This is a genomic window from Streptomyces sp. NPDC043952, from assembly GCF_056435325.1.
In genome coordinates, this window is record NZ_JBWKES010000010.1 from 95,947 (window position 1) to 120,235 (window position 24,289).

The 24,289-nt window shown below is 73.1% G+C and carries 28 protein-coding genes; 11 read left to right on the forward strand and 17 right to left on the reverse strand.

Going from position 1 to position 24,289, the window contains the following annotated elements:
- Nucleotides 1-10: 10 nt before the first annotated feature.
- From AC069R_RS14550 to AC069R_RS14565, 4 genes are all read right to left on the reverse strand, one after another.
- Nucleotides 11-436, reverse strand: a complete 426-nt coding sequence (locus AC069R_RS14550; RefSeq protein WP_478767160.1) for a GNAT family N-acetyltransferase — start codon at nucleotides 434-436, stop codon at nucleotides 11-13.
- Nucleotides 437-481: 45 nt separating this feature from the next.
- Nucleotides 482-1,366 (reverse strand): LLM class F420-dependent oxidoreductase, encoded by an 885-nt coding sequence (locus tag AC069R_RS14555; protein ID WP_478767161.1) that lies wholly within the window; start codon nucleotides 1,364-1,366, stop codon nucleotides 482-484.
- A gap of 66 nt (nucleotides 1,367-1,432) precedes the next feature.
- Nucleotides 1,433-4,006, reverse strand: coding sequence for an ABC transporter permease (locus tag AC069R_RS14560; RefSeq protein ID WP_478767162.1), 2,574 nt, complete (start codon nucleotides 4,004-4,006; stop codon nucleotides 1,433-1,435).
- 4 nt (nucleotides 4,007-4,010) lie between these two features.
- Nucleotides 4,011-4,862 carry an ABC transporter ATP-binding protein gene (locus AC069R_RS14565; protein ID WP_478767163.1) on the reverse strand — a complete coding sequence of 284 codons (852 nt, stop codon included), beginning with the start codon at nucleotides 4,860-4,862 and terminating at the stop codon, nucleotides 4,011-4,013.
- 332 nt (nucleotides 4,863-5,194) lie between these two features.
- Between AC069R_RS14565 and AC069R_RS14570 the strand changes: the two genes are divergently transcribed.
- Both AC069R_RS14570 and AC069R_RS14575 read left to right on the forward strand, forming a co-directional pair.
- Complete coding sequence (locus AC069R_RS14570; RefSeq protein ID WP_397987406.1) at nucleotides 5,195-5,437, forward strand: toxin-antitoxin system HicB family antitoxin; 243 nt, start codon at nucleotides 5,195-5,197, stop codon at nucleotides 5,435-5,437.
- A 52-nt stretch (nucleotides 5,438-5,489) separates the two neighbouring features.
- Complete coding sequence (locus AC069R_RS14575) at nucleotides 5,490-5,828, forward strand: fic family toxin-antitoxin system, toxin component (protein WP_397988243.1); 339 nt, start codon at nucleotides 5,490-5,492, stop codon at nucleotides 5,826-5,828.
- Here the strand turns inward: AC069R_RS14575 and AC069R_RS14580 are convergent, their stop codons facing one another.
- From AC069R_RS14580 to bioB, 4 genes are read right to left on the reverse strand one after another with little or no spacing between them, the layout of a single operon-like run.
- On the reverse strand, nucleotides 5,829-6,515 hold the full coding sequence (locus AC069R_RS14580) for a class I SAM-dependent methyltransferase (protein WP_478767164.1): 687 nt from the start codon (nucleotides 6,513-6,515) through the stop codon (nucleotides 5,829-5,831).
- Nucleotides 6,516-6,570: 55 nt separating this feature from the next.
- Nucleotides 6,571-7,287 carry a dethiobiotin synthase gene (gene bioD / locus AC069R_RS14585; RefSeq protein WP_478767165.1) on the reverse strand — a complete coding sequence of 239 codons (717 nt, stop codon included), beginning with the start codon at nucleotides 7,285-7,287 and terminating at the stop codon, nucleotides 6,571-6,573.
- A gap of 1 nt (nucleotide 7,288) precedes the next feature.
- On the reverse strand, nucleotides 7,289-8,578 hold the full coding sequence (locus AC069R_RS14590; RefSeq protein WP_478767166.1) for an adenosylmethionine--8-amino-7-oxononanoate transaminase: 1,290 nt from the start codon (nucleotides 8,576-8,578) through the stop codon (nucleotides 7,289-7,291).
- Complete coding sequence (bioB, locus tag AC069R_RS14595; protein WP_478767167.1) at nucleotides 8,571-9,770, reverse strand: biotin synthase BioB; 1,200 nt, start codon at nucleotides 9,768-9,770, stop codon at nucleotides 8,571-8,573. Before bioB ends, AC069R_RS14590 begins: the two co-directional genes overlap by 8 nt.
- 147 nt (nucleotides 9,771-9,917) lie before the next feature.
- On the opposite strand from bioB, the gene AC069R_RS14600 reads away from it, so the two are divergent.
- The gene (locus tag AC069R_RS14600) at nucleotides 9,918-11,045 is read left to right on the forward strand and encodes an 8-amino-7-oxononanoate synthase (protein ID WP_478767168.1); all 1,128 of its coding nucleotides are present in this window, start codon (nucleotides 9,918-9,920) and stop codon (nucleotides 11,043-11,045) included.
- 92 nt (nucleotides 11,046-11,137) lie between these two features.
- Here the strand turns inward: AC069R_RS14600 and AC069R_RS14605 are convergent, their stop codons facing one another.
- Both AC069R_RS14605 and AC069R_RS14610 read right to left on the reverse strand, forming a co-directional pair.
- Nucleotides 11,138-11,362, reverse strand: a complete 225-nt coding sequence (locus AC069R_RS14605; protein WP_397987412.1) for a DUF397 domain-containing protein — start codon at nucleotides 11,360-11,362, stop codon at nucleotides 11,138-11,140.
- Between the two features lie 10 nt (nucleotides 11,363-11,372).
- Nucleotides 11,373-12,236 carry a helix-turn-helix domain-containing protein gene (locus AC069R_RS14610; protein WP_478767169.1) on the reverse strand — a complete coding sequence of 288 codons (864 nt, stop codon included), beginning with the start codon at nucleotides 12,234-12,236 and terminating at the stop codon, nucleotides 11,373-11,375.
- Nucleotides 12,237-12,449: 213 nt separating this feature from the next.
- On the opposite strand from AC069R_RS14610, the gene AC069R_RS14615 reads away from it, so the two are divergent.
- Nucleotides 12,450-12,905 carry an ATP-binding protein gene (locus AC069R_RS14615; RefSeq protein ID WP_478767170.1) on the forward strand — a complete coding sequence of 152 codons (456 nt, stop codon included), beginning with the start codon at nucleotides 12,450-12,452 and terminating at the stop codon, nucleotides 12,903-12,905.
- Nucleotides 12,906-13,055: 150 nt separating this feature from the next.
- Here AC069R_RS14615 and AC069R_RS14620 read toward each other — a convergent pair whose 3' ends face one another.
- From AC069R_RS14620 to AC069R_RS14630, 3 genes are all read right to left on the reverse strand, one after another.
- Nucleotides 13,056-13,529: a C40 family peptidase gene (locus tag AC069R_RS14620; protein ID WP_397987415.1), complete on the reverse strand. Its 474-nt coding sequence runs from the start codon at nucleotides 13,527-13,529 to the stop codon at nucleotides 13,056-13,058.
- 573 nt (nucleotides 13,530-14,102) lie between these two features.
- Entirely contained in the window at nucleotides 14,103-14,411 is a 309-nt protein-coding gene (locus tag AC069R_RS14625) for a hypothetical protein (RefSeq protein ID WP_478767171.1), read from the reverse strand.
- 7 nt (nucleotides 14,412-14,418) lie between these two features.
- On the reverse strand, nucleotides 14,419-15,045 hold the full coding sequence (locus AC069R_RS14630; RefSeq protein ID WP_478767172.1) for an ATP-dependent Clp protease proteolytic subunit: 627 nt from the start codon (nucleotides 15,043-15,045) through the stop codon (nucleotides 14,419-14,421).
- A gap of 88 nt (nucleotides 15,046-15,133) precedes the next feature.
- Here AC069R_RS14630 and AC069R_RS14635 point away from each other — a divergent pair, with 88 nt between their 5' ends.
- The 7 genes from AC069R_RS14635 (at nucleotide 15,134) to AC069R_RS14665 (ending at nucleotide 20,324) form a co-directional block, all read left to right on the forward strand.
- On the forward strand, nucleotides 15,134-15,433 hold the full coding sequence (locus AC069R_RS14635) for a type II toxin-antitoxin system Phd/YefM family antitoxin (protein WP_478767173.1): 300 nt from the start codon (nucleotides 15,134-15,136) through the stop codon (nucleotides 15,431-15,433).
- 275 nt (nucleotides 15,434-15,708) lie between these two features.
- Nucleotides 15,709-16,011: an urease subunit gamma gene (locus AC069R_RS14640; protein WP_037658831.1), complete on the forward strand. Its 303-nt coding sequence runs from the start codon at nucleotides 15,709-15,711 to the stop codon at nucleotides 16,009-16,011.
- Between the two features lie 11 nt (nucleotides 16,012-16,022).
- Nucleotides 16,023-16,334 carry an urease subunit beta gene (locus AC069R_RS14645; RefSeq protein ID WP_478767174.1) on the forward strand — a complete coding sequence of 104 codons (312 nt, stop codon included), beginning with the start codon at nucleotides 16,023-16,025 and terminating at the stop codon, nucleotides 16,332-16,334.
- Complete coding sequence (locus tag AC069R_RS14650) at nucleotides 16,327-18,048, forward strand: urease subunit alpha (protein ID WP_478767175.1); 1,722 nt, start codon at nucleotides 16,327-16,329, stop codon at nucleotides 18,046-18,048. Before AC069R_RS14645 ends, AC069R_RS14650 begins: the two co-directional genes overlap by 8 nt.
- Nucleotides 18,049-18,065: 17 nt before the next feature.
- Nucleotides 18,066-18,740 carry an urease accessory protein UreF gene (locus AC069R_RS14655; RefSeq protein ID WP_478767176.1) on the forward strand — a complete coding sequence of 225 codons (675 nt, stop codon included), beginning with the start codon at nucleotides 18,066-18,068 and terminating at the stop codon, nucleotides 18,738-18,740.
- A 79-nt stretch (nucleotides 18,741-18,819) separates the two neighbouring features.
- Nucleotides 18,820-19,497 (forward strand): urease accessory protein UreG, encoded by a 678-nt coding sequence (gene ureG / locus AC069R_RS14660; protein WP_397987423.1) that lies wholly within the window; start codon nucleotides 18,820-18,822, stop codon nucleotides 19,495-19,497.
- A complete protein-coding gene (locus AC069R_RS14665; RefSeq protein ID WP_478767251.1) occupies nucleotides 19,494-20,324 on the forward strand; it encodes an urease accessory protein UreD in 831 nt (276 codons plus the stop codon). The genes ureG and AC069R_RS14665 overlap by 4 nt, the downstream gene beginning before the upstream one ends.
- Nucleotides 20,325-20,397: 73 nt before the next feature.
- Here the strand turns inward: AC069R_RS14665 and AC069R_RS14670 are convergent, their stop codons facing one another.
- From AC069R_RS14670 to ddaH, 4 genes are all read right to left on the reverse strand, one after another.
- The gene (locus AC069R_RS14670) at nucleotides 20,398-21,123 is read right to left on the reverse strand and encodes a lysophospholipid acyltransferase family protein (RefSeq protein ID WP_478767177.1); all 726 of its coding nucleotides are present in this window, start codon (nucleotides 21,121-21,123) and stop codon (nucleotides 20,398-20,400) included.
- A gap of 124 nt (nucleotides 21,124-21,247) precedes the next feature.
- Entirely contained in the window at nucleotides 21,248-21,895 is a 648-nt protein-coding gene (locus tag AC069R_RS14675) for a methyltransferase family protein (RefSeq protein ID WP_478767178.1), read from the reverse strand.
- Nucleotides 21,896-22,098: 203 nt separating this feature from the next.
- The gene (gene rocD / locus AC069R_RS14680; RefSeq protein WP_478767179.1) at nucleotides 22,099-23,316 is read right to left on the reverse strand and encodes an ornithine--oxo-acid transaminase; all 1,218 of its coding nucleotides are present in this window, start codon (nucleotides 23,314-23,316) and stop codon (nucleotides 22,099-22,101) included.
- Nucleotides 23,316-24,125, reverse strand: a complete 810-nt coding sequence (ddaH, locus tag AC069R_RS14685) for a dimethylargininase (RefSeq protein WP_478767180.1) — start codon at nucleotides 24,123-24,125, stop codon at nucleotides 23,316-23,318. Before ddaH ends, rocD begins: the two co-directional genes overlap by 1 nt.
- Nucleotides 24,126-24,289: the final 164 nt, after the last annotated feature.

A 24,289-nucleotide genomic window follows, 5' to 3' on the forward strand; every position in this document is an offset into this window, starting at 1 on the left:
CCGCGACGGCTCAGCCGGTGAGCGGCTTCACCCAGCGCCGCCATTGCTCCTCGGGGCCGTACCCGGCCGAGCTCCACGCGTGCCGCGCCCGCTCGTTGCGCACCAGCACCATCGCGTCGGCGCGCCGCCCGCCGAGGCGCACGAAGCGCTCCTCGGCGGCGGCCAGCAGGGCCGTGGCGACGCCCTGGCGCCGCCACGCGGGAGCCACCGCGAGCCGGTACAGATGGCAGCGCCAGCCGTCGAAGCCCGCGATCACGGTGCCGACCAGCTCACCGCCCCGCTCGGCCAGGATCAGCGCCTGCGGGTCGCGCTCTACAAGGCGCTCCACCCCGGCGCGATCGTCGCTGATGCTGGTGCCCTCGGCGGCCGTCCGCCAGAAGGCGAGCACGGCGTCCAGGTCATCGGGGGCGGCGGGCCGTATGCGCAACTCGTTCATACGGCCATCCTGATCACGGCCGCCATCCGGACGCCGGGGATTCCGTCATGCGGACTCGGCGCGCAGCCGCTCGATCACCGGCGCGAACGCCTCCATGTGGGCCTCCAGGACGGTGAGGTTGGTGAACCCGTACCGCTCGCGCTGCGCCCTGACCTTCGCCACGATCTCCTCCACCGTGCCCACCAGCATGACGGGCAGCGCCAGCATGGCCTCCAGGGTCAGCTCCGGCCGCCGCTCCAGCACCGGCTTGAGCGCCGACTCGGGGTCGTCGGTGACGGCGACCTGCTGGATCAGCAGGTTCAGTTCCCCGGGCTCCGCCCGGCCGGCCGCCAACTCCCGGTAGCGCGATACCCGTTCGTCCAGCTCGTCGGCGTCGAGCGGTTCGAGCGAGCGCGTGTTCCCCGACCGGACGCCCGAGAAGGCCGCGATGTCGGCGTGCTCGGCGGTCAGCCGCAGCATACGGTCCCCATTGCCGCCGATCAGCAGCGGCACCCGGACCTGTTCCGGCCGCGGCTGGTACTCCGCCGAGCCGAGCAGCCGCGCCAACTCCTCGACGGTGCGCCGCAGATGGTCCACCCGCTCGCCCGGAGAACCGAACGGCAGCCCGGCCGCCTCGTGCTCCTCCCGCACATAGCCGGTGCCCAGACCGAGTTCGAGACGCCCGCCGGTGAGCGCGTCGGTGGTCGCGACCTCGCGGGCCAGCAACGCGGGGTTGTAGAAGCCCGCGTTGAGCACGAGCGTGCCGACACGGGCCCGTTCGGTCGCCTCGGCGGCCGCGACCAGCGCCGGGAAGGGTGCCACCCGGCCGAGATGGTCGGGGACGAGGATCACGTCGTAGCCCAGTTCCTCGGCGCGACGGCACTTCGCGCGCCACTCGGCCGCGGAGGCGGGCGTGAGCAGATTGACCCCGAAACGGAACGGACGCGGCATGAAGTCTCCCCGGTTGTCAGCGAATTGACCTTGGAATTGACACACCATCACATCCCTGGGAGGGGGTCACTCGTGGGCGATCGCGGCCAGCACGTTCATGCGTGACGCCCGCAGCGCGGGCAGCGCGGCGGCGACGACCCCCACCACCGCGGAGCCGACGACCACGGCCACGATCGTGCCCCAGGGGATCGCGAACGCCGTCAACCCGCGCAGCGCCAGCACCCGTTGCATGCACACGCCCCACACCAGGCCGAGGGCGAGACCGAGCACCGCGCCGAACACCGCGATCACCACCGACTCCAGCCGGATCATCCGCCGCAACTGCCGCCGCCCGAGCCCGATCGCCCGCAGCAGTCCGATCTCCCGCGTGCGCTCCACCACCGACAGGGCCAGGGTGTTGACCACACCGAGCACCGCGATCACGATCGCCAGCGCCAGCAGCGCGTACACCAGGTACAGCAGCACCCCGATCTGGTCGTGGACCAGCCGCTTGTAGTCGCTCTGGTCACGCACCTGCACCTGCGGAAACGGCTTGAGCGCCCGTTCGAGGCGGGGCCGCAGGTCCCCCGGCGCGGTGCCGGGCGCGGCGTTCACGTACAGCGCGGAGTCCTGGCCGCCGGGCGCGTACCGCTCCAGCGTGCCGAGCCCGAAGAAGACCCCGCCCTGATTGCCGAAGCTGTCGGTGGTCGACTGCTCGGTGAGCGCGCCGACCCTCAGGCCGGCCCGGCGACCGCCCGGAAATTCCACCGGGAGCACACTGCCGAGCCGCACCCCGTGGTCCTGGGCGAAGCCCGCGTCCAGGGCGAGATGCCCCTCGGCCAGCGCGCTCGCCGAGCCGCCTCGCGCGTAGGAGAGGTGCACGACGTCGTCCAGACCCGGACCGTAGCCGACGGCGCCGGTCTCCACCCGGCGGCCGTCGGGCAGCCGTACGGCGATCCGCGTCAGCCGCTGCGCCACGACGAGCCCGGCGCCCCTGGTCGCGGCCACCCGGTCGGCGATCTGCCGGGTGAACGGCGTGAAGTTGGCGCTCTGGACCGTGAAGTCGGCGCCGAGCCGCTTGTCGATCTGCTGGTCGAACGACGCCGACATGGACGCGCTCGCCACCGACATCCCGCCCACCAGGGCCAGGCCCACCATCAGCGCGGCGGCCGTGGCACCGGTGCGGCGCGGATTGCGCAGGGCGTTGCGCTGGCTCATCCGGCCGACCGCTCCGAACAGCGCGGGGAAGCCCCCGCCCAGCACCCGGATCACCGGCCGCACCAGCAGCGGCCCGGCCACCACGGTCGCGATCAGCGTCAGCGCCACCCCGGCGCCCAGCAGCCCCGCGGCGGGACCGGTACGCGTGGCCGCCGCACACCCGGCCAGTGCCGCCGCGCCCACGGCCCCGACCGCCGCGCCGGCGATCGCCCGCGTCCGCAGCGGCTTGCCCACACCGGCGACCTCGGCGTCCGCGAGCGCCGCCATGGGGGAGACGGCCGCCGCGCGCCGGGCCGGGAGATAGGCGGCCACGAAGGTCACGCCGAGCCCGACCACGTACGCGGCGACGGGCGTGCCCCAGCCGATCACCATCTGGGCGGCGTTCAGATTCATCCCGAGCGTCCGCATCAGGCCGATCAGTCCGAACGCCAGCCCGATCCCGGCCGCCAGGCCGAGCGTCGAGCCGACCAGACCGAGCAGCAGCGCCTCCGTCAGCACCGAGCGGCGCACCTGCCGCCGGTCGGCGCCCAGCGCGCGCAGCAGGCCCAGCTCGCGGGTGCGCTGGGCGATCAGCATGGAGAAGGTGTTGACGATCAGGAACACGCCGACCAGGAGCGCGACCCCGGCGAAGCCCAGCATGACGTACTTGATCACGTCCAGGAAGCTGCCGAGGCTGGCCGCCGCCGACTTGGCCTGCTCGTTCGCCGTCTTCACGTCGTACGTCGCGGCATGCGTGCCGAGCGCCGCGACGACCCGGTGCCGCAGCTGCTCGTCGGAGACACCCGGCGCCGCGTCCACCGAGATGCTGGTCGCCCGCGCCTGCGAGCCGAGCAGCCGGCGTCCGGCCACCGCCGGGTCCAGGAAGACCAGGGCCGCGCCCGGATTGGTGGTGGTGAAGGTGGCGATCCCGACGACGCGCACCCGGAACGTGCCGGGCTGGGCCTGCACGGTCAGCGTGTCGCCGATCCGTACGTGCCTCCTGCCCGCCGTGTCCGCGTCCAGCAGCGCCTCGCCCGGACCGCGCGGGGCGTGCCCGGAGGTCAGCCGCACCGGGCTGTGCCGGGTCGGGTACCAGGAGCCGGCGAGGGTGGGCGCGCCGTTGGTCGGGCTGATGGAGCGGTCGCGGCGGTCGACCACCACGACGTTCTGCACCTGCACATCGGCGCGCGCCGCCGCCACTCCGGCGGCCCTCGCTACCGTGTCGCGCAGCGCGGCGGGCAGCGTCTGCACCGCGCCGCTCGCCCGCGCGGACATCAGGTCGCGCTTCGGCTGCACGGTCACATCGGCGGCGGTGGAGGCGAACAGCCGGTCGAAGGTGCGGGTCACGGTGTCGGAGAAGATCAGGCTGCCCGCCACGAACGCCACGGACAGGACCACGGCCAGCGCGGACAGCGCGAGCCGTCCCTTGTGCGCGAGGAAGCTCCGCAGGGTCGCCTTGAGCACCGGGTCAGCCCTCCCGCGCGGCATCCGGGCGGCGGGTCTCGCCGAGCCGATCCGCCCGCTCCCCGCCGAGCCGGTCCGTCCGCTCGCCGTCGAACCGTTTCATCCGCTCCAGGACCCGCTCCGCCGTCGGCCGGTCCAGCTCGTCCACGATCCGCCCGTCGGCGAGAAAGAGCACCAGGTCGGAGTGGGCGGCGGCGCCCGGATCGTGGGTGACCATGACGACGGTCTGCCCGAGGTCGTCCACGGCGCCCCGCAGAAAGCCCAGCACCTCCAGGCCGGCCCGCGAGTCGAGGTTTCCGGTCGGTTCGTCGGCGAAGATCAGCTCGGGCCGGGAGGCCAGCGCCCGCGCGCACGCCACCCGCTGCTGCTGACCGCCCGAGAGCTGACTGGGCCGGTGCGCGAGCCGCCCGCGCAGCCCGAGGGTGTCGATCACCTGATCGAGCCACGCCTGATCGGGTTTGCGGCCGGCGATGTCCATCGGCAGGGTGATGTTCTCGGCGGCAGTCAGGGTCGGGATGAGGTTGAACGACTGGAACATGAACCCGATCCGGTCCCGCCGCAGCCGGGTCAGGTCCCGCTCCCGCAGCCCGGTGATCTCGGTGTCGCCCAGCCACACCTGCCCGGCCGACACCGTGTCGAGCCCCGCCAGGCAGTGCATCAGCGTGGACTTGCCGGACCCCGAGGGCCCCATCACGGCGGTGAACCGGCCCCGCGCGATGTCCACGTCCACCGAGTCCAGCGCGAGCACGGCGGTCTCGCCCGCGCCGTACGCCTTGGTCAGCCCGCGGGCGCGGGCCGCGGTCCCCTCGCCCGGCGCGCGGCCGGGAGCGTGCTGTGCGGCTGCGGATGTCCCCAAGACCGCCTCCCGGTCACCGGTACGAGCTGTCGGGGCCGAGCCTAATGTGACCGGGCGCACAGCGGGAACCGACGACGGGCACGGCGGCGGGCCGGGGGGTGACGCAGCCCAGCGATGGGGGGTGAACCCGACCCCGGCCCCCACCGGACACCGCCCCCGAGCCGACGGCGGCCCGACCCGACCCCGGCCCGATCGGGCACCGGCGCCGACCCGGCCCCGGCCCGGACCCTGGCCCGACCCGCCCCCTGGCCGCCGCCGGGGCGCGACCGTGCGCCCCCTCGTGCCCCCGGTTCCGCTTGCTCCTGCTAGCGTCCGGGCGCTAGCGTCGAGACATGGCGAAAACCCAGTTGAACGTGCGCGTGGACGAGGGCACCGCCCGCGCGGCGCGCGAGCGCGCGCTGGCCCGCGGGATGAGCGTCAACCGCTACATCGAGGAACTGGTCAGACAGGACACCGGCGAAGTGGGCCGCACCTTCGTGGAGGCCGCCGCCGACTTCATGAAGCAGTACGAGTCCGTGTTCGCCGAGGAGTTCACCGAGGCGCGCGGCACCGCTCCGGGCGAAGGACGCAGTTGATCCCTTGAGCGACTCGCCGAACGGGCTGAGCATCGACCTCGCCTGGCTGCTCATGCTCGCCGAACAGAAGACGCCCGGAGACCCGCAGGTCACCGACTGGGGCGCGCTGATCGCCGCCGTCGCCCGGCACCGGGCGGAGATATTCGGCGTGCCGGTGTACGAGACGCCGTACACGCGTGCCGCCGCCCTCCTCCAGCTGCTCATCCACGTGCCGGCCCTCGAACGCGCCAACGCGCTGTTCGCCTCCGCGGTCGCCTACGCCTACCTGGTCGCCAGCGGCGCCAAGGTCGTCACCACCCCGGAGCAGGTGCGCGACCTCGCCCGGCTGGTCAAGGACGGTGCGGCGAGCATCGAGGACATCGCCCGCGAGCTGCGCCGCTGGAGCCTGTGATCAGCGGGTGCCCGGCCCGCCGTCCGGGCGCCAGGCGGTCCCCAGCACGCAGTACGAGGCCGGCAGCCGCGGTCCGCCCTCCGGCAGCAGAAGACGGCGGTACGGGCCCAGTTCGAACCCGGCGGAGCGCAGCGCGGCCACCGGGTCGCGGGCCAGATGGCAGCCCCCGGCGAGCGCGGGCCACACCGTACGGTCCAGGGCGCGCTGGGTCAGCCGCATCGCCCGCCCCCCACCGCGTCCGTGCTCGAAGAACCGCACCTGCCCGCCGGGCCTGAGCACCCGCCGCGCCTCCTCCAGCGCCCGCGCCACATCGCGCACGCTGCACAGCACCAGGGAGAGCACGACCGCGTCGAACGTCCCGCTCCGGGCGGGCAGCGCCTCCGCCGTGCCGGGCACCACGTCGACCGGCACCGGCGCACGCCGCGCCGCCTCCCGCGCCAGCCGGCCCAGCAGCGGCTCCGGTTCGACGGCGACGACCCGTGCGACGGCGGCGGGATAGCGGGCGAAGTTGAGCCCGTTGCCCGCGCCGACCTCGATCACCCGGCCGGTCAGCCCGGCGAGCAGCCGCCCCCGCACCCCGGCGAACCCCAGCCGCGCGTCCGCCCCGGCCCCGACCCGCGCGTAGTAGCGCGCGAACACCGGATGCCGCACGGCACCCGGCCCCGCCGCCTCGGACCCCAGCCGCACACCGACCTCCCGGACATCGCGGACCCGCGGGAAGTGTCCCTCCGCGAGTCCGGTGCTAAGCCCCTTCGCGCGCCCGGAACGCCTCCGCGTCCCAGGTGCCGTCCAGCCGTGGGGACAGCCAGCCCGGAGCCGACGCCCTGAACTCGGCCGGGGGCAGGGCACCCGCGCCCGCCGGGAGCGCGCCCAGCAGGGGCGTGGCGGAGGCCTCCGGCAGGTCGGCGACATTGCAGCGGGTGGCCAGGTCGGGCTCGGCGGGCCAGCTGCCGATCACCACGCCGAACGGCTCCAGGCCACGGCCGCGCAGCTCACGCGCCGTCAGCTCCGTGGCGTTCAGCGTGCCCAGGCCCGCCTGGGCCACGATCAGCACCGGCGCGCCCAGCGACCGCGCCGCGTCGGCCAGCGTGCCGCCCGCCGCGTCGAACCGTACGAGCAGCCCGCCCGCCCCCTCGACCAGCACCAGATCGTGCTCGGCGGCCAGCTTGGCGGCCCGTTCGGCCACCTCCTGCGGATGCACCGGCGCCAGGCCGGCCCGCCGCGCCGCCGTGCCCGGCGCCAACGGCTCGGGATAGCGGGCGACTTCCTCGGCCGTGACGGCACCGGCGAGCCGGGCCACCTCGTCGGCGTCCCCGCGCTCGTCGGGCCGTACCCCCGTCTGGGCGGCCTTGAGGACGGCCACCGAACGGCCGGCCGCGAGCGCCGCCGCGGCGACGGCCGCCGTGGTGACGGTCTTGCCGACCTCCGTGCCCGTCCCCGTGATCACCAGTACCGGCATCTCATCCCTCCCGCGCCGCGGCGCACACCGCGCGCGCGATCCTCGCCACGTCCTCGTCGGAGGTGACGTACGGCGGCATCGTGTACACCAGATCGCGGAACGGGCGCAGCCACACGCCCTCCGCGACGGCCGCACGGGTGGCCGCGGCCATGTCGACCTCGTGGTCCAGCTGTACGACGCCGATGGCGCCCAGCACCCGTACGTCCCGCACGCCCGGCAGCCCGGCCGCCGGTGCGAGACCCGAGGTCAGGCCCGCCTCGATCCGCTTGACCTCGGCCTGCCAGTCCTGGCCCATCAGCAGGTCCAGCGAGGCGCAGGCCACGGCGGCCGCCAGCGGATTGCCCATGAAGGTCGGCCCGTGCGCCAGCACCGGCACCTCGCCCCGCGAGATCCCGTCGGCCACCCGCGCGGTGCAGAGCGTGGCCGCCATCGTCAGATAGCCGCCGGTCAGCGCCTTGCCCACGCACATCACATCCGGGGTGACGGCCGCGTGGTCCGCCGCGAACAGCGCGCCCGTACGCCCGAAACCGGTGGCGATCTCGTCGAACACCAGCAGCACGCCGTGCGCGTCGCACGCCTCGCGCAGCACCCGCAGATACGCGGGGGAGTGGAAGCGCATACCGCCCGCGCCCTGCACCACCGGCTCCACGATCACCGCGGCCAGTTCGTCGGCGTGCCGCCCGATCAGCTCGCGCAGCTGCTCCGCGTACGACTCCTCGTACCCGGCCGGCGGCGCGTCCGCGAACACCTGGCGCGGCAGCACGCCGGACCACAGCTCGTGCATCCCGCCCTCGGGGTCGCACACCGACATCGGCTGCCAGGTGTCCCCGTGGTAGCCGCCCCGCCAGGTCAGCAGCCGCTGTTTGCCGGGCCGGCCGAGCGAACGCCAGTACTGGAGGCACATCTTGACGGCGACCTCGACCGACACCGAGCCGGAGTCGGCCAGGAACACATGCTCCAGGCCCTCGGGCGACATGTCGACAAGGAGCTTCGCGAGCCGGACGGCGGGCTCGTGGGTGAGCCCGCCGAACATCACATGGCTCATGCGTCCCAGCTGCCCCTGCGCGGCCTCGTTGAGCACCGGGTGGTTGTAGCCGTGGATCGCCGACCACCACGAGGACATGCCGTCCACCAGCTCGCCCGAGCCGTCCGCGAGCCGCAGCCGGACCCCGCTCGCCGACTCCACGACGAGCGGTTCGGCGCGTCCGGGCATCGGGCCGTACGGATGCCAGACGTGCCGCCGGTCCAGCTCCAGCAGCTCGGGGACGCTCAGGCGGGGCAGGTCAGGCATTGGGCGCGAGATCCGTTCCGGCGCCCCGGCGGCGGACGGCGACCAGGTCGGTACGGGGCTCGTTCGCGGCCACCGGCTCGGCGGCCGGCTCCGCGGGGGCCGCACCGCAGACCCCGGAGCCCTCGTGGCAGCCGCCCGCGCCGCCCTCGTGACAGCCGGCACCGGCGCCGTCATGGCAGCCGCCGCCCGCCCGGTGCTCCGGCAGGGTGACCTGGTCGGCGCCCTCCACCTCGAAACCGGCGTCGGCGATCATCTCCAGGTCGGCCTTGCCCGCCTGGCCCTCGCTGGTCAGGTAGTCGCCGAGGAAGATGGAGTTGGCGAGGTGCAGCGCGAGCGGCTGCATCGTGCGCAGGTGCACCTCACGGCCGCCCGCGATGCGCACCTCCACGTCCGGGCAGACGAAGCGGACCATCGCCAGGATCCGCAGACAGCGCTGCGGGGTGAGGTTCCACTCCTTGGCCAGCGGGGTGCCCTCGAACGGGATCAGGAAGTTCACCGGAACGGAGTCCGGGTCCAGCTCGCGCAGCGAGAAGACGACGTCCACCAGGTCCTCGTCGCTCTCGCCCATGCCGGCGATCAGACCGGAGCACGGCGACAGACCGGCCGCGTGCGCCTTCTGCACCGTGTCCACCCGGTCGGCGTACGTGTGGGTGGTGGTGATGTCCCCGTAGGTGGACTCGGAGGTGTTCAGGTTGTGGTTGTAGGCGTCCGCGCCCGCCTCGCGCAGCCGTTCGGCCTGGCCGTCGGAGAGCAGCCCGAGGCAGGCGCACACCTCGACGCCCTCGTTCTCCTCCTTGATGGCCTTGATGGTCCGCGAGACCCGGTCCACGTCCCGGTCGGTCGGGCCGCGACCGCTCGCCACCAGGCAGACGCGCTTGGCGCCGCCCGCGAGCCCCGCGGCGGCCGCCTTCGACGCCTCGTCGGGCTTGAGCCAGGTGTACTTGAGGATGCCCGCCTCGGAGCCGAGCCGCTGGGAGCAGTAGGAGCAGTCCTCGGGACACAGACCGGACTTGAGGTTGACCAGGTAGTTGAGTTTCACGCGCCGGCCGAACCAGTGCCGGCGCACCTTGCCGGCCGCGGCCACCACGTCGAGCAGGTCGTCATCGGAGGTGGCCAGCACGGCGAGCGCTTCCTCGCGGGTCGGCAGTTCGCGCCGAAGCCCCTTGTCCACCAGCGTGTTCAGCAGGTCCATGAGGCCCGATCCTGTCTTACCGGACCGCCCCTGGCCAAGGAGAGTTCGCACAAGGAACACCGTTCACCGTGTGGGTATTGCCACACGGTGGGTGGCGGGCGGGCCAGCTAGGGTCTGTGCGCTACCTACAAAACCTCCGGAGGACTCATGGCGTTCGGCTGGATCGAGGAGCAGGCCCGCGCGCGTCACCGTGCCGGGCTGGTACGGCGCCTCAGCCCGCGCCCCGCCGACTCCCCGCTGCTGGATCTGGCGAGCAACGACTACCTGGGCCTCGCCCGGCACCCCGAGGTGACCGAGGGCGCGGCGCGGGCCGCCCGGACCTGGGGCGGCGGCGCCACCGGCTCCCGGCTGGTCACCGGCACCACCGAGCTGCACGCAGAACTGGAGCGGGAACTGGCCGCGTTCTGCGGCTTCGAGGCGGCCCTGGTCTTCTCCTCCGGGTACGCCGCGAACCTGGCCGCGGTCACCGCGCTCGGCCCGCACGGCTCGCTCGTCGTGTCCGACGCGGGCAACCACGCCTCGCTCATCGACGGCTGCCGGCTGGCGCGGGGCGAGACCCAGGTCGTCGGGCACGCCGACCCGCAGGCGGTGCGCAAGGCCCTCGCCACCCACGCGGGGCCGGCGATCGTGGTCTCGGACACCGTGTTCTCGGTCGACGGGGACCGGGCGCCGCTGCCCGCGCTGGCCGAGGCGTGCCGGGAGCGCGGCGCGGGACTCGTCGTGGACGACGCCCACGGCCTCGGCGTGCTGGGCGAGGGGGGCCGCGGGGCGGCGCGGGCGGCCGGGCTCGCGGGCGCGCCGGACGTGGTGGTCACGGCCACCCTGTCCAAGTCGCTGGGCAGCCAGGGCGGGGTGGTGCTGGGCCCGGCGCGGGTGATCGACCATCTGGTCAACGCGGCCCGGACGTTCATCTTCGACACCGGTCTCGCGCCGGCGGCGGCCGGTGCGGCCCTCGCGGCCCTGCGGCTGCTCGCCAGGGAGCCCGCACGGGCGGCGCGGGCCCGCGAGGTGGCGGGGGAGCTGCACGCACGGCTGACCGCCGCGGGTCTGGAGGCGGTGCGTCCGGACGCCGCGGTGGTCTCCGTACGGGCCCCGTCCCCGGAGCAGGCGGTGCGCTGGGCGGCCGACTGCCGGACGGCGGGACTGGCCGTGGGCTGTTTCCGTCCTCCCTCCGTGCCCGACGGCATCTCACGGCTGCGGCTGACCGCCCGCGCGGACCTCTCCGGGGCCGAGATCGCACACGCGGTACGGGTGATCGTCGAAACGCGACCATGAGTCGGCGGACACGGCCGTGCTTCGCGGCGGGTGCGTCAACGGGTCCGGCGGGGTTGGGCGGGTCCGGCCAGGTTCACCGGGTCCGGTGGGTTTCAGCGGAGCGCGGCCACGAAGCCGGCCCAGCTGCCGGCGGAGAAGACCAGCGCGGGCCCGGCGGGGTCCTTCGAGTCGCGCACGGCGAGCAGTCCGGACCAGGGACCGGAGCGCGGCCGGGCCGTCTCCACGCAGTTGTTGGCTCCCGTGCTGTAACTGCTGCGCAGCCAGCGCACGTCGTACAGGTCGGTACTGGCAGGGACGCTCCGAGGCAGAGCTGACAATGGTGCCTCCTTACGCGCCGTCACCTATCCCGGCGAGGTAGTCCAGCGAATCGTGGGGGGAAAGAGCGTGTTCCTGAAGGGTCTGGAAGGCCTCCGAGTACGCCCGGAGGTCTTCTTTCCGTTCCAGGTAGAGGCTACTCGTCAACTGGTCGAGAACCACAACATCGAGATCAGAAGTGCTCGGAAATGAGAAAATAACGAAAGGCCCGGTGAGGCCGACATGCGCGCCCGCCCCGAACGGCAGTACCTGGAGCCGCACTTGGGGCAGCCGGGCCGCGTCCATCAGCCGCTCCAGCTGGCGCGCCATCACCTCGGGGCCGCCGACCTCGCGCCGCAGCACCGCCTCGTCCAGGACCGCGCTCAGCTCCAGCGGCGGGTTCGAGCGCAGCACGTCCTGCCGGGCCAGGCGGACCTCCACCAGCGCGTCCAGGCGCTCCTCGTCCAGGTCCTTGACGGCCGCACGGGTCACCGCGCGGGCGTACTCGGCCGTCTGGAGCAGGCCGGGCACCACGGTGGTCTCCAGCGTGCGCATCGCGCGGGCCTGCGACTCCAGGCTGATGAAGTCCCGGTACGTCGGCGGGAGCACCCCGCGGTAGGCGTGCCACCAGCGGTTGCGGTCGCCGTCGGCGTCCTCGGAGCCGGCCAGCATCAGCAGCAGCTCGCGCAGCTGGGCGTCGCGCACCGCGTAGGCGTCCAGGAGTAAGCGAAGATCGGCCGGTTTCACACCACTGGCGCCCGTCTCGATGCGGCTCACCTTCGACTGGTGCCAGCCGACCAGACGGGCCGCCTCCCCACTGGTGAGCCCCGCACCGGTGCGCAGCGTGCGCAGTTCGGCACCCAATTTGCGGCGGCGCACTGCCGGCCCGTTCTGCATGGGCTCCTCCTTACTCCTTACGGGCCGCCCGAATACGGTCTCCCGTCGCAGAGTTCACCGCATCGAGCGACAGATATATGCATATCTTGGTGGATCGCTCCCCGTGACCGGTTCGGTGGTGGCAGTCTGGCGAGGAAGCACCAGTCCGGGACCGTACTCGAACCATCCGCTCCATGGAGGACTCCGGTCCCGTGGGAAAGGGACGATGTCGCCATGGCAGACCACCTGGAAGCATCCGTCACTCTGCCGAGCGATCCCGCCTCGGTGGCCGCCGCGAGGTCGTACGTGGTGGCAACCCTGGCGGAGTGGGGCCTGCCGTCGGACACCGAGGCGGCCGACACGGTGCGGCTCATCGTCTCGGAACTGGCCACCAACGCCGTGCAGCACACCTTCGGGCAGTCCCCGACCTTCACGGTCGACCTCGCGCTGGAGCGCGACGAACAGCTGCGCATCGGCGTCACGGACAGTCATCCGCGGTTCCCGAAGAGACTGCCCGCGGCCGTCCAGCAGGACAACGGCCGCGGGATGGTCATCATCCGCTGGCTCACCGCCGAGTGCGGCGGCAGGCTCCGCGTCCGCCCCACCCGTGAGGGCGGCAAGACGGTCTCCATCGAACTGCCCTGGACCGCCCCGGCCGAACCGGCGGCGGCAGGCCGTCAGGAGCCGTAGCGAGGGGCCCTCGCGCGCGGCCGCGAAACGTTCATCCGGCGGGCGCGCGGGACCCGTTCCGGACCGCCCCCGAGGCTGGAGGCGGTGCCGGGTGAGGACAGGCACGAGGAGCGGCCCGTTGGCTGGAGTCGCTCCCGGTGCGCGGGCGGGTCAGCTGACCCGCCCGTACCAGACGCTCTTGGTCCAGATCTTCTCCAGCCGCACCACGGAACCGGTCTTGGGCGCGTGCCAGATCTTATTGTGACCGGCGTAGATGCCGACGTGGTAGACGTTCGAGCCGTAGTGGAAGAACACCAGGTCACCGGCTCTGCGGTGGCCGGAGGAGATGTGGTGCGTCTTGTTGTACTGCTGCGCGGCGGTGCGCGGCAGCTTCTTGCCGGCCTTCTTGAACGAATAGAGCGTCAGACCCGAGCAGTCGAACCGTCGCGGCCCGGTGGCCCCCCACTGGTACGGGGCGCCCTTCTTGGACGCCGCGATGTTCAGGGCCTTCGTCGCCAGCGTCGCGGCCGAGGCATCGGCGGAGAGACCCGGAACCGCGATCGAGCCGCCCACGGCGGCCAGGGTGAGGGCCGAGGCCGTACCGGCACGGGCCATCAGCGACGGGACACGATTGAGCGCAGTCATGCGCAACCCTTCGTCAGCCGCCTGTGAAGGATGACCTGTCGGATTCGGGCTGGCGAAGTAGCCCGGCCGCGTTGCCACGGCTTCACCCCAAGGGCCGCCCGAAGCGCCCGCCCGTCCGCTCACGCGGCCGGCCGACCGTCCGGGGACCCGCCTTGCCTGGGTCCTCCACTCCTGCCGATCCACTCCTGTCGACCGGTCATCCGGGCGGCGGCAGGACTCGGCGTCCGCCCGGATCGCCCCGCCGCGGCGGCGGGGGCTTGTCGTCAGACAGGGATCTTGACCTACAGCTGTCCGAAAATCCCAACGGAATCGGGGATTTGTGGCGTTACTCACCACTCGCCCGTTCGGGTGGCGGGTGCTGTGTTCGATGCTCCGTCAGTTCCCGTGCTTAGCCCCGGACCTGGGAAAAGGCGGCCGCGCGCGGAGCATGGGCGCGGCCCGCGCGCAACTCGGGAGAGCCGGAAACGGATCCGGATATACACCGGTCGGCGGTACGTCGTTCGGACCGTTTCGAACCCGGACCCGGTGGCCGCGCGGACGCCCCGCACCCGCCGGGTCCGGCGGCCGTCCGGATCAGCCCACGGCGTCCGGCGGGAGCGCGACGCGAGCGGCCCGGCGCTCACCGTCGAGCACCCGCAGCGCCCGTGCCAGCGTGCCCCCGTACACCTCCCGCTCGCCCCGTTCGTGCATCAGCTCCAGCGCGTCGCGCAGCTCCTCCGCCCGGCGCACCAGCGCCTGCGCGGCGCGCAGCCCGCGATAGGTGTCCCCGTCGCGCGCCGGGTTGATCCTGCCGAGCAGGTCGACCACCGCCAGATAGTGGTCGACCACCGCGCCCTCGGCCTGCGTCAGTGCCGGCAGCGGCGGCAGCTCATCGGGCAGCACGGCCGGCTCACCGCTCGCCGGGGAGGTCCCGGCGGCTGGGCACCACGCCGTCCACCAGGCCGTACGACAGTGCGCCCGACGCGTCCAGCATGAGGTCGCGCTCCAGGTCCTCGTGGACCTGCTCCGGGGTGCGCCCGGTGTGCCGGACCAGCATCTCCTCCATCAGGGCGCGCAGCCTGACCAGTTCGCCGGCCTGGATGAGCAGATCGCTCGGCTGGCCCTGCGCCGGCTCGGACAGCTCGGGCTGGGAGAGCACCACGCGGGCGCCGGGCAGGGTGAACCGCTTGCCGGGGGTGCCGGCGGCCAGCAGCAGGGCGCCGACCGAGGCGGCCTGGCCCAGGCAGTAGGTGGCCACGTCGCAGGTGACGTACCGCATCGTGTCGTAGACCGCCGTCATGGCGTGGAAGGAGCCGCCGGGGCAGTTCAGGTACAGCGTGATGTCCCGGTCCGGGGCCAGGTGTTCGAGGTGCATGAACTGGGTGATCACATCGCTGGCCGCCGCCTCGTCCAGGGGCGTCCCGAGGAAGACGACCCGGCTCTCGAACAGCTTCGAGTAGGGATCGAGCCGCCGCTCCCCGAAGCTGGTGCGCTCGGTGAACTCGGGCAGGACGTAACGGGCGGACGGTCGGGTCATCTGGGCACACCCCTCCTCATGGCGGAGACCGGTGATCTCCGACTTCTGTACAGAATGTACAGGACGTACCTGCCGTTATGATGGGGGTATGGCCTACGAGATTCCGGTGACGCAAGCCAGGGCTGAGCTCGCCGACCTGATCAACCGGGTGGTGTACGGCGGCGAGCGCGTCGTCGTGACCCGGCACGGCAAGCCGCTGGCCGCACTGGTCTCGGCCGCCGACCTGGAGCGACTCGAAGCCCTCGACGCAGCCGAGGCGGGCGAGGAACAGGTGGCCGGCTCGGTGTCCCGCGTCCGCGAGCCGGGCGTCCGCGAGGTGCCGTCCGCTCCCGGCGAACGCCAGCGCTTCGGCATCGCGGCGGAGTACCGGGGGCCGGGCGTGTCCTGATCCGCGGCCGTACGGGACCGGGCATGTCCTGAACTACCCCTGCGCGCACGGCGGTTATCGCTGTTGCCATGCGGCGGTCATGAGCCACTCAAAGGCTGGTTAACGTCGTTGAAACTCCGTCGAACTAGCCTGCCGTCCCATGCCACCGGAGGGTTTTTGTGCCCCCGTTGATCACGGTCGGTCCCCATTCGTCCGTGTGTTACACCTGACTTCCGTCGCGGTGGCTGCGGCACCCGGACCCCGTACGGTCCGGAGCGAGGACTGTGAGGTGGGACATGCAACTGACCCCGCACGAGCAAGAGCGGCTGCTCATCCATGTGGCGGCCGATGTGGCCGAGAAGCGCAGGGCCCGCGGCCTCAGGCTCAACCACCCCGAGGCGGTCGCCCTCATCACCTCGCACATCCTGGAGGGCGCGCGCGACGGCCGCACCGTCGCCGAGCTGATGTCCACCGGCCGCAAGCTCCTCACCAGGGACGACGTCATGGACGGCATCGCCGAGATGATCCACGACGTACAGGTGGAGGCGACCTTCCCGGACGGCACCAAGCTCGTCACCGTGCACGAGCCGATCGTCTGACGGGGGCCGCGATGATTCCCGGAGAGATCCTGTTCGCGGACGCCCCCGTGCGCGTCAACGAGGGCCGGGCCGGCACCCGGCTCACCGTCCTCAACGCCGCCGACCGGCCCGTCCAGGTCGGCTCCCACTACCACTTCGCCGAGGCCAACCCCGGCCTGGAGTTCGACCGCGCCGCCGCGCACGGCAGGCGGCTGAACATCGCCGCCGGCACCGCTGTGCGCTTCGAGCCCGGCATCCCCGTCGAGGTCGAACTCGTCCCCCTCACCGGCGCCCGGATCGTGCCGGGGCTGCGCGGCGAGACCGGGGGTGCCCTCGATGCCTGAGATCTCCCGTGCCGCCTACGCCGACCTGTTCGGACCCACCACCGGCGACCGCATCCGGCTCGCCGACACCGATCTGCTGATCGAGATCGAGGAGGACCGCTCCGGCGGGCCCGGCAGCTCCGGGGACGAGGCGGTCTTCGGCGGCGGCAAGGTCATCCGCGAGTCCATGGGCCAGTCCCGTGCCACCCGCGCCGAGGGCACCCCCGACACCGTGATCACCGGGGCCGTGGTGGTGGACCACTGGGGCATCGTCAAGGCCGATGTCGGCATCCGCGACGGCCGTATCACCGCCCTCGGCAAGGCCGGCAACCCCGACACCATGGGCGGTGTCCACCCCGAACTGGTGATCGGCCCCGAGACCGAGATCATCGCGGGCAACGGCCGGATCCTCACGGCCGGCGCCATCGACGCGCACGTCCACTTCATCTGCCCCCAGGTCGCCGACGAGGCGCTGGCCTCCGGCATCACCACCCTGGTCGGCGGCGGCACCGGCCCCGCCGAGGGCTCCAAGGCGACCACCGTCACGCCCGGCCCCTGGCACCTCGCCCGGATGCTGGAGGCGATGGAGTCCTACCCCCTGAACATCGGCTTCCTCGGCAAGGGCAACACCGTCAGTCACGAGGCGATGCTGTCCCAGATCCGCGGTGGCGCCGTCGGCCTGAAGCTGCACGAGGACTGGGGCTCCACCCCCGCCGTCATCGACGCCGCGCTCACCGTCGCCGACCGCACCGGCATCCAGGTCGCCATCCACACCGACACCCTGAACGAGGCCGGGTTCGTCGGCGACACCCTCGCCGCGATCCGGGGCCGGGGCATCCACTCGTACCACACCGAGGGCGCGGGCGGCGGGCACGCGCCCGACATCATGACCGTGGTCTCGCAGCCCAACGTGCTGCCCAGTTCCACCAACCCGACCCGGCCGTTCACCGTCAACACCGCCGAGGAACACCTCGACATGCTGATGGTCTGCCACCACCTCAACCCGGCCGTCCCCGAGGACCTCGCCTTCGCCGAGTCCCGGATCCGGCCCTCCACCATCGGCGCCGAGGACATCCTCCACGACCTCGGCGCCATCTCGATCATCTCCTCCGACTCCCAGGCCATGGGCCGGGTCGGCGAGGTGATCCTGCGGACCTGGCAGACCGCCCACGTCATGAAGCGGCGCCGGGGCGCCCTGCCCGGTGACGGCCGCGCGGACAACCACCGGGTACGGCGCTACGTCGCCAAGTACACGATCAACCCGGCGCTCGCCCAGGGCCTCGCCACCGAGACCGGCTCCGTGGAGCAGGGCAAGCTCGCCGACCTGGTGCTGTGGGAGCCCGCGTTCTTCGGGGTGAAGCCGCTCCTCGTACTCAAGGGCGGCCAGATCGCCTACGCGCAGATGGGCGACGCCAACGCCTCCATCCCCACCCCGCAGCCGATCCTGCCCCGCCCGATGTACGGCGCGATCGGCCGCGCCCCGGCCGCCAACTCCGTCAACTTCGTCTCCTCCCTCGCCCTGGAGGACGGGCTGCCGGAGCGGCTCGGGCTCGGCAAACGGTTCGTGGCGATCGACTCCACGCGCGCGGTCACCAAGGCCGACATGCGGGAGAACGACGCCCGCCCCGACGTCCGGATCGACCCCGACAGCTTCGCCGTGCACATCGACGGCGACCTGGTCGAGGCGACCCCGGCTGCCGAACTGCCCATGGCCCAGCGCTACTTCCTCTTCTGACGGTCGACGGCACCGTGATGACACGCGCGGCACTGCTCGTCCTGGCCGACGGTCGCTTCCCCGCCGGAGGGCACGCCCACTCCGGCGGGGCCGAGGCCGCCGTCAAGGCGGGGCGCATCACCTGCGCCGCCGACCTGGAGGACTTCTGCCGGGGCCGGCTGCACACGGCCGGACTGGTCGCGGGCGCCCTCGCGGCGGCCGCCGCACTCGGTCTGGACCCCCGTGAACTGGACGCGGCGGCCGACGCCCGTACGCCCTCCCCGGCGCTCCGGCTCGCCGCCCGCCGGCTCGGCCGCCAGCTGCTGCGGGCCGCGCGGGCGAGCTGGCCGTGCGCCGAACTCGACCAGCTCGCCCGGTGGTTCCCCAAGGGCGCCCACCAGCCCGTGGTCCTCGGACTCGCCGCCCGCGCGGCCGGGCTCGGACCCACGGACGCGGCGTACTGCGCCCTGTACGAGAGCGTGAGCGGACCGGCCACGGCGACCGTACGACTGCTCAGCCTCGACCCCTTCGACGCGACCGGAGTACTGGCCCGGCTGGCACCGGAGCTGGACGCGGTCGCGCGGACGGCGGTGGACGCGGCGGGCAGAGCGGCGGCGGAAGGCCCCCACGCGCTGCCGGCGGCGTCCGGGCCGCTGCTGGAGATCCTTGCCGAGGCCCACGCCGCATGGCCGGCCCGGCTCTTCGCGTCCTGACCCGCCCCGTCACCCGTCCGGCGTACGACCCTCCCGCACCACCCCCTGTGAACAAGCCCCCCGCCCCCAGGAGCCGTCCATGCACCTCGACCACTCCCACCACGGCCCCGCCGCCGTGAGCGCCGACGCCCACCGCCCGGACGGAACCCGCCGCGCCCTGCGCATCGGGCTCGGCGGACCCGTGGGATCGGGGAAGACCGCCACCGTGGCCGCACTCTGCCGGGAACTGCGGGACGAGCTGTCCCTCGCCGTCGTCACCAACGACATCTACACCCGTGAGGACGCCGAGTTCCTGCTGCGCGAGGCGGTGCTGCCGCCCGAGCGGATCACCGCCGTCGAGACGGGCGCCTGCCCGCACACCGCGATCCGGGACGACATCTCCGCCAACCTGGAGGCCGTCGAGGACCTGGAGGAGAGCGTCGGCCCGCTGGACCTGATCCTGGTGGAATCCGGCGGCGACAACCTCACCGCGACCTTCTCCAAGGGGCTGGTGGACGCGCAGATCTTCGTCATCGACGTGGCCGGCGGCGACGACATCCCGCGCAAGGGCGGCCCCGGCGTCACCACCGCCGACCTGCTGGTCGTCAACAAGACCGACCTCGCCCCCTACGTCGGCTCCGACCTCGCCCGGATGGCCGCCGACGCCAAGGCCCAGCGCGCCGAACTCCCCGTCGTCCTCCAGTCCCTGCGCGGCACCACGGGCGTCGCCGACGTGGCCGCCTGGGTCCGCGAGCGGCTCGCCGCGTGGACGGCATGACCCTCATCGGCGCCCCGACCGCCCCCCGGAACGGGACCCTCACCGGCATCCGCCCCGGCGGCCCCGGCACGGCGCCCGCACGGGTCCGCGCCGACGCCCGGATCGTGGCCCGCGCCGACGGCCGGGGCGGTACCGCGCTGCCCGTGCTGGACGGCTCGGGACCGCTGGCGCTGCGCCGCACGCGGGGGAGCGGGGCCGAGGCACGGGTGATGGTCGTCGGTGCGATGAGCGGCCCCCTCGGCGGCGACCGGTTCGCCCTCACCGCCCGAGCGGAGCGAGGCGCCCGGCTGCATGTCGGCTCCGCCGCCGCCACCCTCGCCCTGCCGGGCCAGACCCCCGGCGAGGCCCGCTACGACGTCCGGCTCGACGTGGCCGACGGCGCCGAACTGCACTGGCTGCCCGAGCAGTTGATCTCGGCCGCCGGCAGCGACCTGCGCGTCACCAACCTGGCCGAACTCGCCGCCGGTGCCCGGCTGGTGCTCCGCGAGGAACAGGTGCTCGGCCGGGCCGGGGAGCGGCCGGGCCTGCTCGCCACCCGCCTCACCCTGCGCGTCGCCGGCCGCACGGTCCTGGACCAGCAGCTGTCCTGCGGCCCCGGCGCCCCCGGCGGCTGGGACGGCCCCGCCACCCTCGCGGGCCACCGGGCGGTGGGCCAGCTCCTCGTGGTCCGCCCGGAGTTCGCCGAGCAGCCGCCCGCGCCCCGCATGCTGGGCGACCGCGCCGCCCTGATGCCGCTGCCCGGCCCGGCCGCCCTGGTCACCGCCCTCGCCCCGGACGCGCTGCGACTGCGCCGGGTGCTGGACGAGGGGCTGGCCCTACTCGGGTGAGGAAGGAGGGGTGCGGGGCGGCGGACGGAGGGACGAGGGGCGGCGGACGGAGGACGAGGGCGGAGGGTGGATCTCAGCCGAGCGGTGCCTTCGGAAATCCGCGGTCCCTCGCCCTCCTCCCCGGTGGCTGCTGGGCCTTCGCCACGGCCGCGTACTGGTCGACGTACTCCTGCTCGGACAGGGTCAGGATGGCGTACATGATCTCGTCGGTGACGGCCCGCAGGATCGCCTTCTGCTGCTCCATGCCCGCGTAGCGGGAGAAGTCGAGGGGCTTGCCGAAGCGGATGGTGACGGGGCGGACGCGGGGGAGGGCCTTGCCGGGCGGCTGGGCCTCGAAAGTGCCGATCATGGCGCAGGGGATCACTGGGACGCCCGCCGTCAGGGCCATTACGGCGACCCCGACCTTGCCCTTGTACAGCCGGCCGTCGTGCGAGCGCGTGCCCTCCGGGTAGATGCCGAGCAGTTCGCTCTTGCGCAGCACCCCGAGGCCCTCGCGGATCGCGGCCTGACCCGCCTCCTTGCCCGAGCGGTCCACCGGGATCTGTCCGGCGCCGCGGAAGAAGAACGCGGTGAGCCGGCCCTTGATGCCCGGTCCGGTGAAGTACTCGGCCTTGGCGAGGAAGGTGATGCGGCGCTTGAGGATCGCCGGCATCAGGAAGTGGTCGGAGAACGAGAGATGGTTTCCGGCGACGATCGCCGGCCCCTCCGCCGGCACGTTCTCCAGGCCCTCGATCCGGGGCCGGAAGACCAGTCTGAGCAGGGGACCCAGCAGCACGTACTTCAGCAGGTAGTAGAACAAGGGGGTCGCTCCTCACTCCGGCGGCTCGGCTCGGCCGCGAGGACAGCGTGCTGCCACTTGCGCCTGGAGGCAACCGGACCGGAGAGCTTGACGCGATCGCCCGGTATGAGCCGAACGAGAGACGCTAGGGCCGCTCGCCGCCGGCGCCCCGTGGGTGCGGGCCGGGGGTGGTGGGGCGCAGCCGGGGTATGAGCGCCGGGACCCGTGACCGGTAGGCGTCGTACGCGGCGCCGAACTCGCCCGCCATCAGGGCGTCCTCGGCCCGGACCCGGAGCAGCAGCCAGGGGATCCCGGCGACCAGGAAGGCCGTCCAGGCGCCGAAGCCGCCGGCCAGCATCGCGCCGGTGACCAGGCCGATGATGCCGGTGTAGATGGGGTGGCGGACCAGTCGGTAGGGGCCGTCCGTGCGCAGCTCGTGGTGTTCCTGGAGCGAGGGGACGCTGTCCCACATCGTGCCCAGCACCCAGCGGGCCCACAGCAGCAGGGCGGTGGAGACGAGGGCGAGCAGGGCGCCGAGCAGCGCCAGTTCGGGCTGCCAGAACTGGAGGTGTTCCCAGAAGCCCCGCGTGTGCCGGACCACCACGAGGAACACGGCCACGCCCGCGATCAGCAGGGCCCGGCGTGACGCCGAGGTGCGGGAGGCGCGCAGCCAGCCGCGGACGCCGCCGTGGGCTCTGATGCCGAAGTAGGCGGCACCGAACAGCCAGGCGGCCGCGAAGACCAGGAAGCAGACACTGGTGAGGGCAACGAGTGCCGGACGCAGCGAATTCATGCCTCAAGGCTGCGCCCCGCACCCCACCGCTCACCAGCACCCACGGGTCGATGGAGGGCTCTCCACCCACGGATGGAGAGCCCCTGACCATCCCCGGAGGAGCCCTGAGCGACCCTCAGCCCAGCCCCGGTCCTCAGCCACCACCGGTCCTCAGCCCAGCCCCGGTCCTCAGCCACCACCGGTCCTCAGCCCAGCCCCGGTTCTCAGCCCAGCACGCGCTTCAGCGTCCCGAGCGCGGAGCGCAGTTCCTCCGCCGTGATCGTCAGCGGCGGTGCCAGGCGGATCGTGGAGCCATGGGTGTCCTTCGCCAGGATCCCCTCCCGCATCAGGCGCTCGCTGATCTCCCGCCCGGTGCCGATCGCCGGGTCGATGTCCACGCCCGCCCACAGACCGCGGGCGCGGAAGCCCAGCACGCCCTTGCCCACCAGCTCGGTCAGCCCGTCCCGCAGGATCACGCCCAGCTCGGCGGCCCGCCGCTGGAACTCACCGGTCTCCAGCAGTTCGAGCACCGCGATGCCGACCGCCGCCGCGAGCGGGTTGCCGCCGAACGTCGAGCCGTGCTCGCCCGGATGCAGCACCCCCAGCACCTCGCGCCGGGCCACCACCGCCGACACCGGCACGATGCCGCCGCCCAGCGCCTTGCCGAGCAGCAGCACGTCCGGCACCACGTCCTCGTGGTCGACGGCGAGCGTACGGCCCGTACGCCCGAGGCCCGACTGGATCTCGTCCGCGATGAACAGACAGCCCTTGCGCCGGGTCAGCTCGCGCACGCCCGTCAGATAGCCGTCGTCCGGGATGACCACTCCGGCCTCGCCCTGGATGGGCTCGATCAGCACCGCCGCCGTGTGCTCGTCGACGGCCTCCTCCAGCGCGGCCAGGTCGTTGTACGGCACGACCTTGAAGCCCGGAGTGAAGGGGCCGAAGCCCGTCCGTGCCGTCTCGTCGGTGGAGAAGCTGACGATCGTCGTCGTACGGCCGTGGAAGTTGTCCGCCGCGACCACGATCGTGGCCTGGCCGGCGGGGACGCCCTTCACGTCGTAGGCCCACTTGCGGGCCACCTTGATGCCGCTCTCCACCGCCTCCGCGCCGGTGTTCATCGGCAGCACCATGTCCAGGCCGGTCAGCGCCGCGAGCCGTTCGGCGAACTCGGCGAGCCGGTCGTTGTGGAACGCCCGCGAGGTGAGGGTGAGCTGGTCCAGCTGGCGGTGGGCGGCCTCGATCAGCGCCGGGTGGCGGTGGCCGAAGTTCAGCGCCGAGTACCCGGAGAGCATGTCCAGGTAGCGGCGGCCCTCCACGTCCTCCACCCAGGTGCCCTCCGCCCGTGCCACGACCACCGGGAGCGGGTGGTAGTTGTGCGCCAGGACCGGCTCCTCCGCGCGGATCAGGTCGGCGGACGTACGGGTGCGCGCGGGTGCGGTCATCAGCGGATCTCCTGGGTGCAGCACTTGATGCCACCGCCGGCCTTGTGGAACTCCGACAGGTCGACGGGGACGGGGACGTAACCGTGGTCGGCGAGGCGCTCGGACAGCGCCTCCGCCCGGGGCGCGATGAACACGTGCCGGCCGTCGGACACCGAGTTCAGGCCCCAGCTCATGGCGTCCTCGCGGGTGGCCTCCACCGCGTCGGGGTACAGGCGCCGCAGCACCTCGCGGCTGCCCGGCGAGAACGCCTCCGGGTAGTAGCAGACATTGGCGTCGTCCAGCACGAACAGCGCCGTGTCCAGATGGTAGAAGTACGGATCCACCAGTGTCAGGCCGATCACCGGGTGCCCCAGGAATTCCTGCGCCTCGCGGTGCGCCTCACGGGTGGTGCGGAACCCGGTGCCCGCCAGGATGTACCGGCCCGTCCACACCAGGTCGCCCTCGCCCTCGGACACCGACTCGGGGCGGTAGACGGTGTAGCCCGCCGTCTTGAACCAGGTGTCGTAGTGCAGCGACTCGGGGCGCCGCTCCGGCGCGTGGAACAGGGAGCCGAAGACCCGGCCGCCGACCACGCACGCCGCGTTGGCCGCGAACACCATGTCCGGCAGGCCGGGGACCGGCTCGACGGCGTCGACGGTATGCCCGTGGGCGCGATAGGTGCGGATCAGCTCCTGCCACTGCTCGCGCGCCAGATCCACGTCAACCGGCCGGTCGGGGTTCATCCAGGGGTTGATCGCGTACTGCACCGCGAAGTGTCTGGGTTCACAGACGAGGAAGCGCCGGGGGCGCGATTCACGGCTTTCGGACACAGAGGGTTTCCTCCGGTTTCCGTCTGTCACTGATGGGTGACTCAACGGTAGGAAGGAACGGGGACGCGCGACAAGCGCAGAAAGCTGCGTGGACCTGCATCATCGCTGCGTTGTCCGGCTCGGTCACGCAGGCCTGCTGCGCATACTTCCGATCATTGTCCGCG

Bases quoted from the DNA above. Each gene is read 5' to 3' on its own strand.
- AC069R_RS14635 (WP_478767173.1), top strand. From the start codon at position 15,134: ATGGCCTACGAGATTCCGGTGACGCAAGCCAGGGCTGAGCTCGCCGAC.
- bioD (WP_478767165.1), bottom strand. From the start codon at position 7,287: ATGCCGGTACTGGTGATCACGGGGACGGGCACGGAGGTCGGCAAGACC.
- ureG (WP_397987423.1), top strand. From the start codon at position 18,820: ATGCACCTCGACCACTCCCACCACGGCCCCGCCGCCGTGAGCGCCGAC.
- AC069R_RS14610 (WP_478767169.1), bottom strand. From the start codon at position 12,236: ATGCAGAACGGGCCGGCAGTGCGCCGCCGCAAATTGGGTGCCGAACTG.
- AC069R_RS14555 (WP_478767161.1), bottom strand. From the start codon at position 1,366: ATGCCGCGTCCGTTCCGTTTCGGGGTCAATCTGCTCACGCCCGCCTCC.
- AC069R_RS14655 (WP_478767176.1), top strand. From the start codon at position 18,066: ATGACACGCGCGGCACTGCTCGTCCTGGCCGACGGTCGCTTCCCCGCC.
- AC069R_RS14575 (WP_397988243.1), top strand. From the start codon at position 5,490: ATGCTCGCCGAACAGAAGACGCCCGGAGACCCGCAGGTCACCGACTGG.
- AC069R_RS14675 (WP_478767178.1), bottom strand. From the start codon at position 21,895: ATGAATTCGCTGCGTCCGGCACTCGTTGCCCTCACCAGTGTCTGCTTC.
- AC069R_RS14630 (WP_478767172.1), bottom strand. From the start codon at position 15,045: ATGACCCGACCGTCCGCCCGTTACGTCCTGCCCGAGTTCACCGAGCGC.
- AC069R_RS14615 (WP_478767170.1), top strand. From the start codon at position 12,450: ATGGCAGACCACCTGGAAGCATCCGTCACTCTGCCGAGCGATCCCGCC.
- AC069R_RS14550 (WP_478767160.1), bottom strand. From the start codon at position 436: ATGAACGAGTTGCGCATACGGCCCGCCGCCCCCGATGACCTGGACGCC.
- AC069R_RS14645 (WP_478767174.1), top strand. From the start codon at position 16,023: ATGATTCCCGGAGAGATCCTGTTCGCGGACGCCCCCGTGCGCGTCAAC.
- AC069R_RS14665 (WP_478767251.1), top strand. From the start codon at position 19,494: ATGACCCTCATCGGCGCCCCGACCGCCCCCCGGAACGGGACCCTCACC.
- AC069R_RS14600 (WP_478767168.1), top strand. From the start codon at position 9,918: ATGGCGTTCGGCTGGATCGAGGAGCAGGCCCGCGCGCGTCACCGTGCC.
- AC069R_RS14640 (WP_037658831.1), top strand. From the start codon at position 15,709: ATGCAACTGACCCCGCACGAGCAAGAGCGGCTGCTCATCCATGTGGCG.
- rocD (WP_478767179.1), bottom strand. From the start codon at position 23,316: ATGACCGCACCCGCGCGCACCCGTACGTCCGCCGACCTGATCCGCGCG.
- bioB (WP_478767167.1), bottom strand. From the start codon at position 9,770: ATGGACCTGCTGAACACGCTGGTGGACAAGGGGCTTCGGCGCGAACTG.
- AC069R_RS14590 (WP_478767166.1), bottom strand. From the start codon at position 8,578: ATGCCTGACCTGCCCCGCCTGAGCGTCCCCGAGCTGCTGGAGCTGGAC.
- AC069R_RS14570 (WP_397987406.1), top strand. From the start codon at position 5,195: ATGGCGAAAACCCAGTTGAACGTGCGCGTGGACGAGGGCACCGCCCGC.
- AC069R_RS14620 (WP_397987415.1), bottom strand. From the start codon at position 13,529: ATGACTGCGCTCAATCGTGTCCCGTCGCTGATGGCCCGTGCCGGTACG.
- AC069R_RS14650 (WP_478767175.1), top strand. From the start codon at position 16,327: ATGCCTGAGATCTCCCGTGCCGCCTACGCCGACCTGTTCGGACCCACC.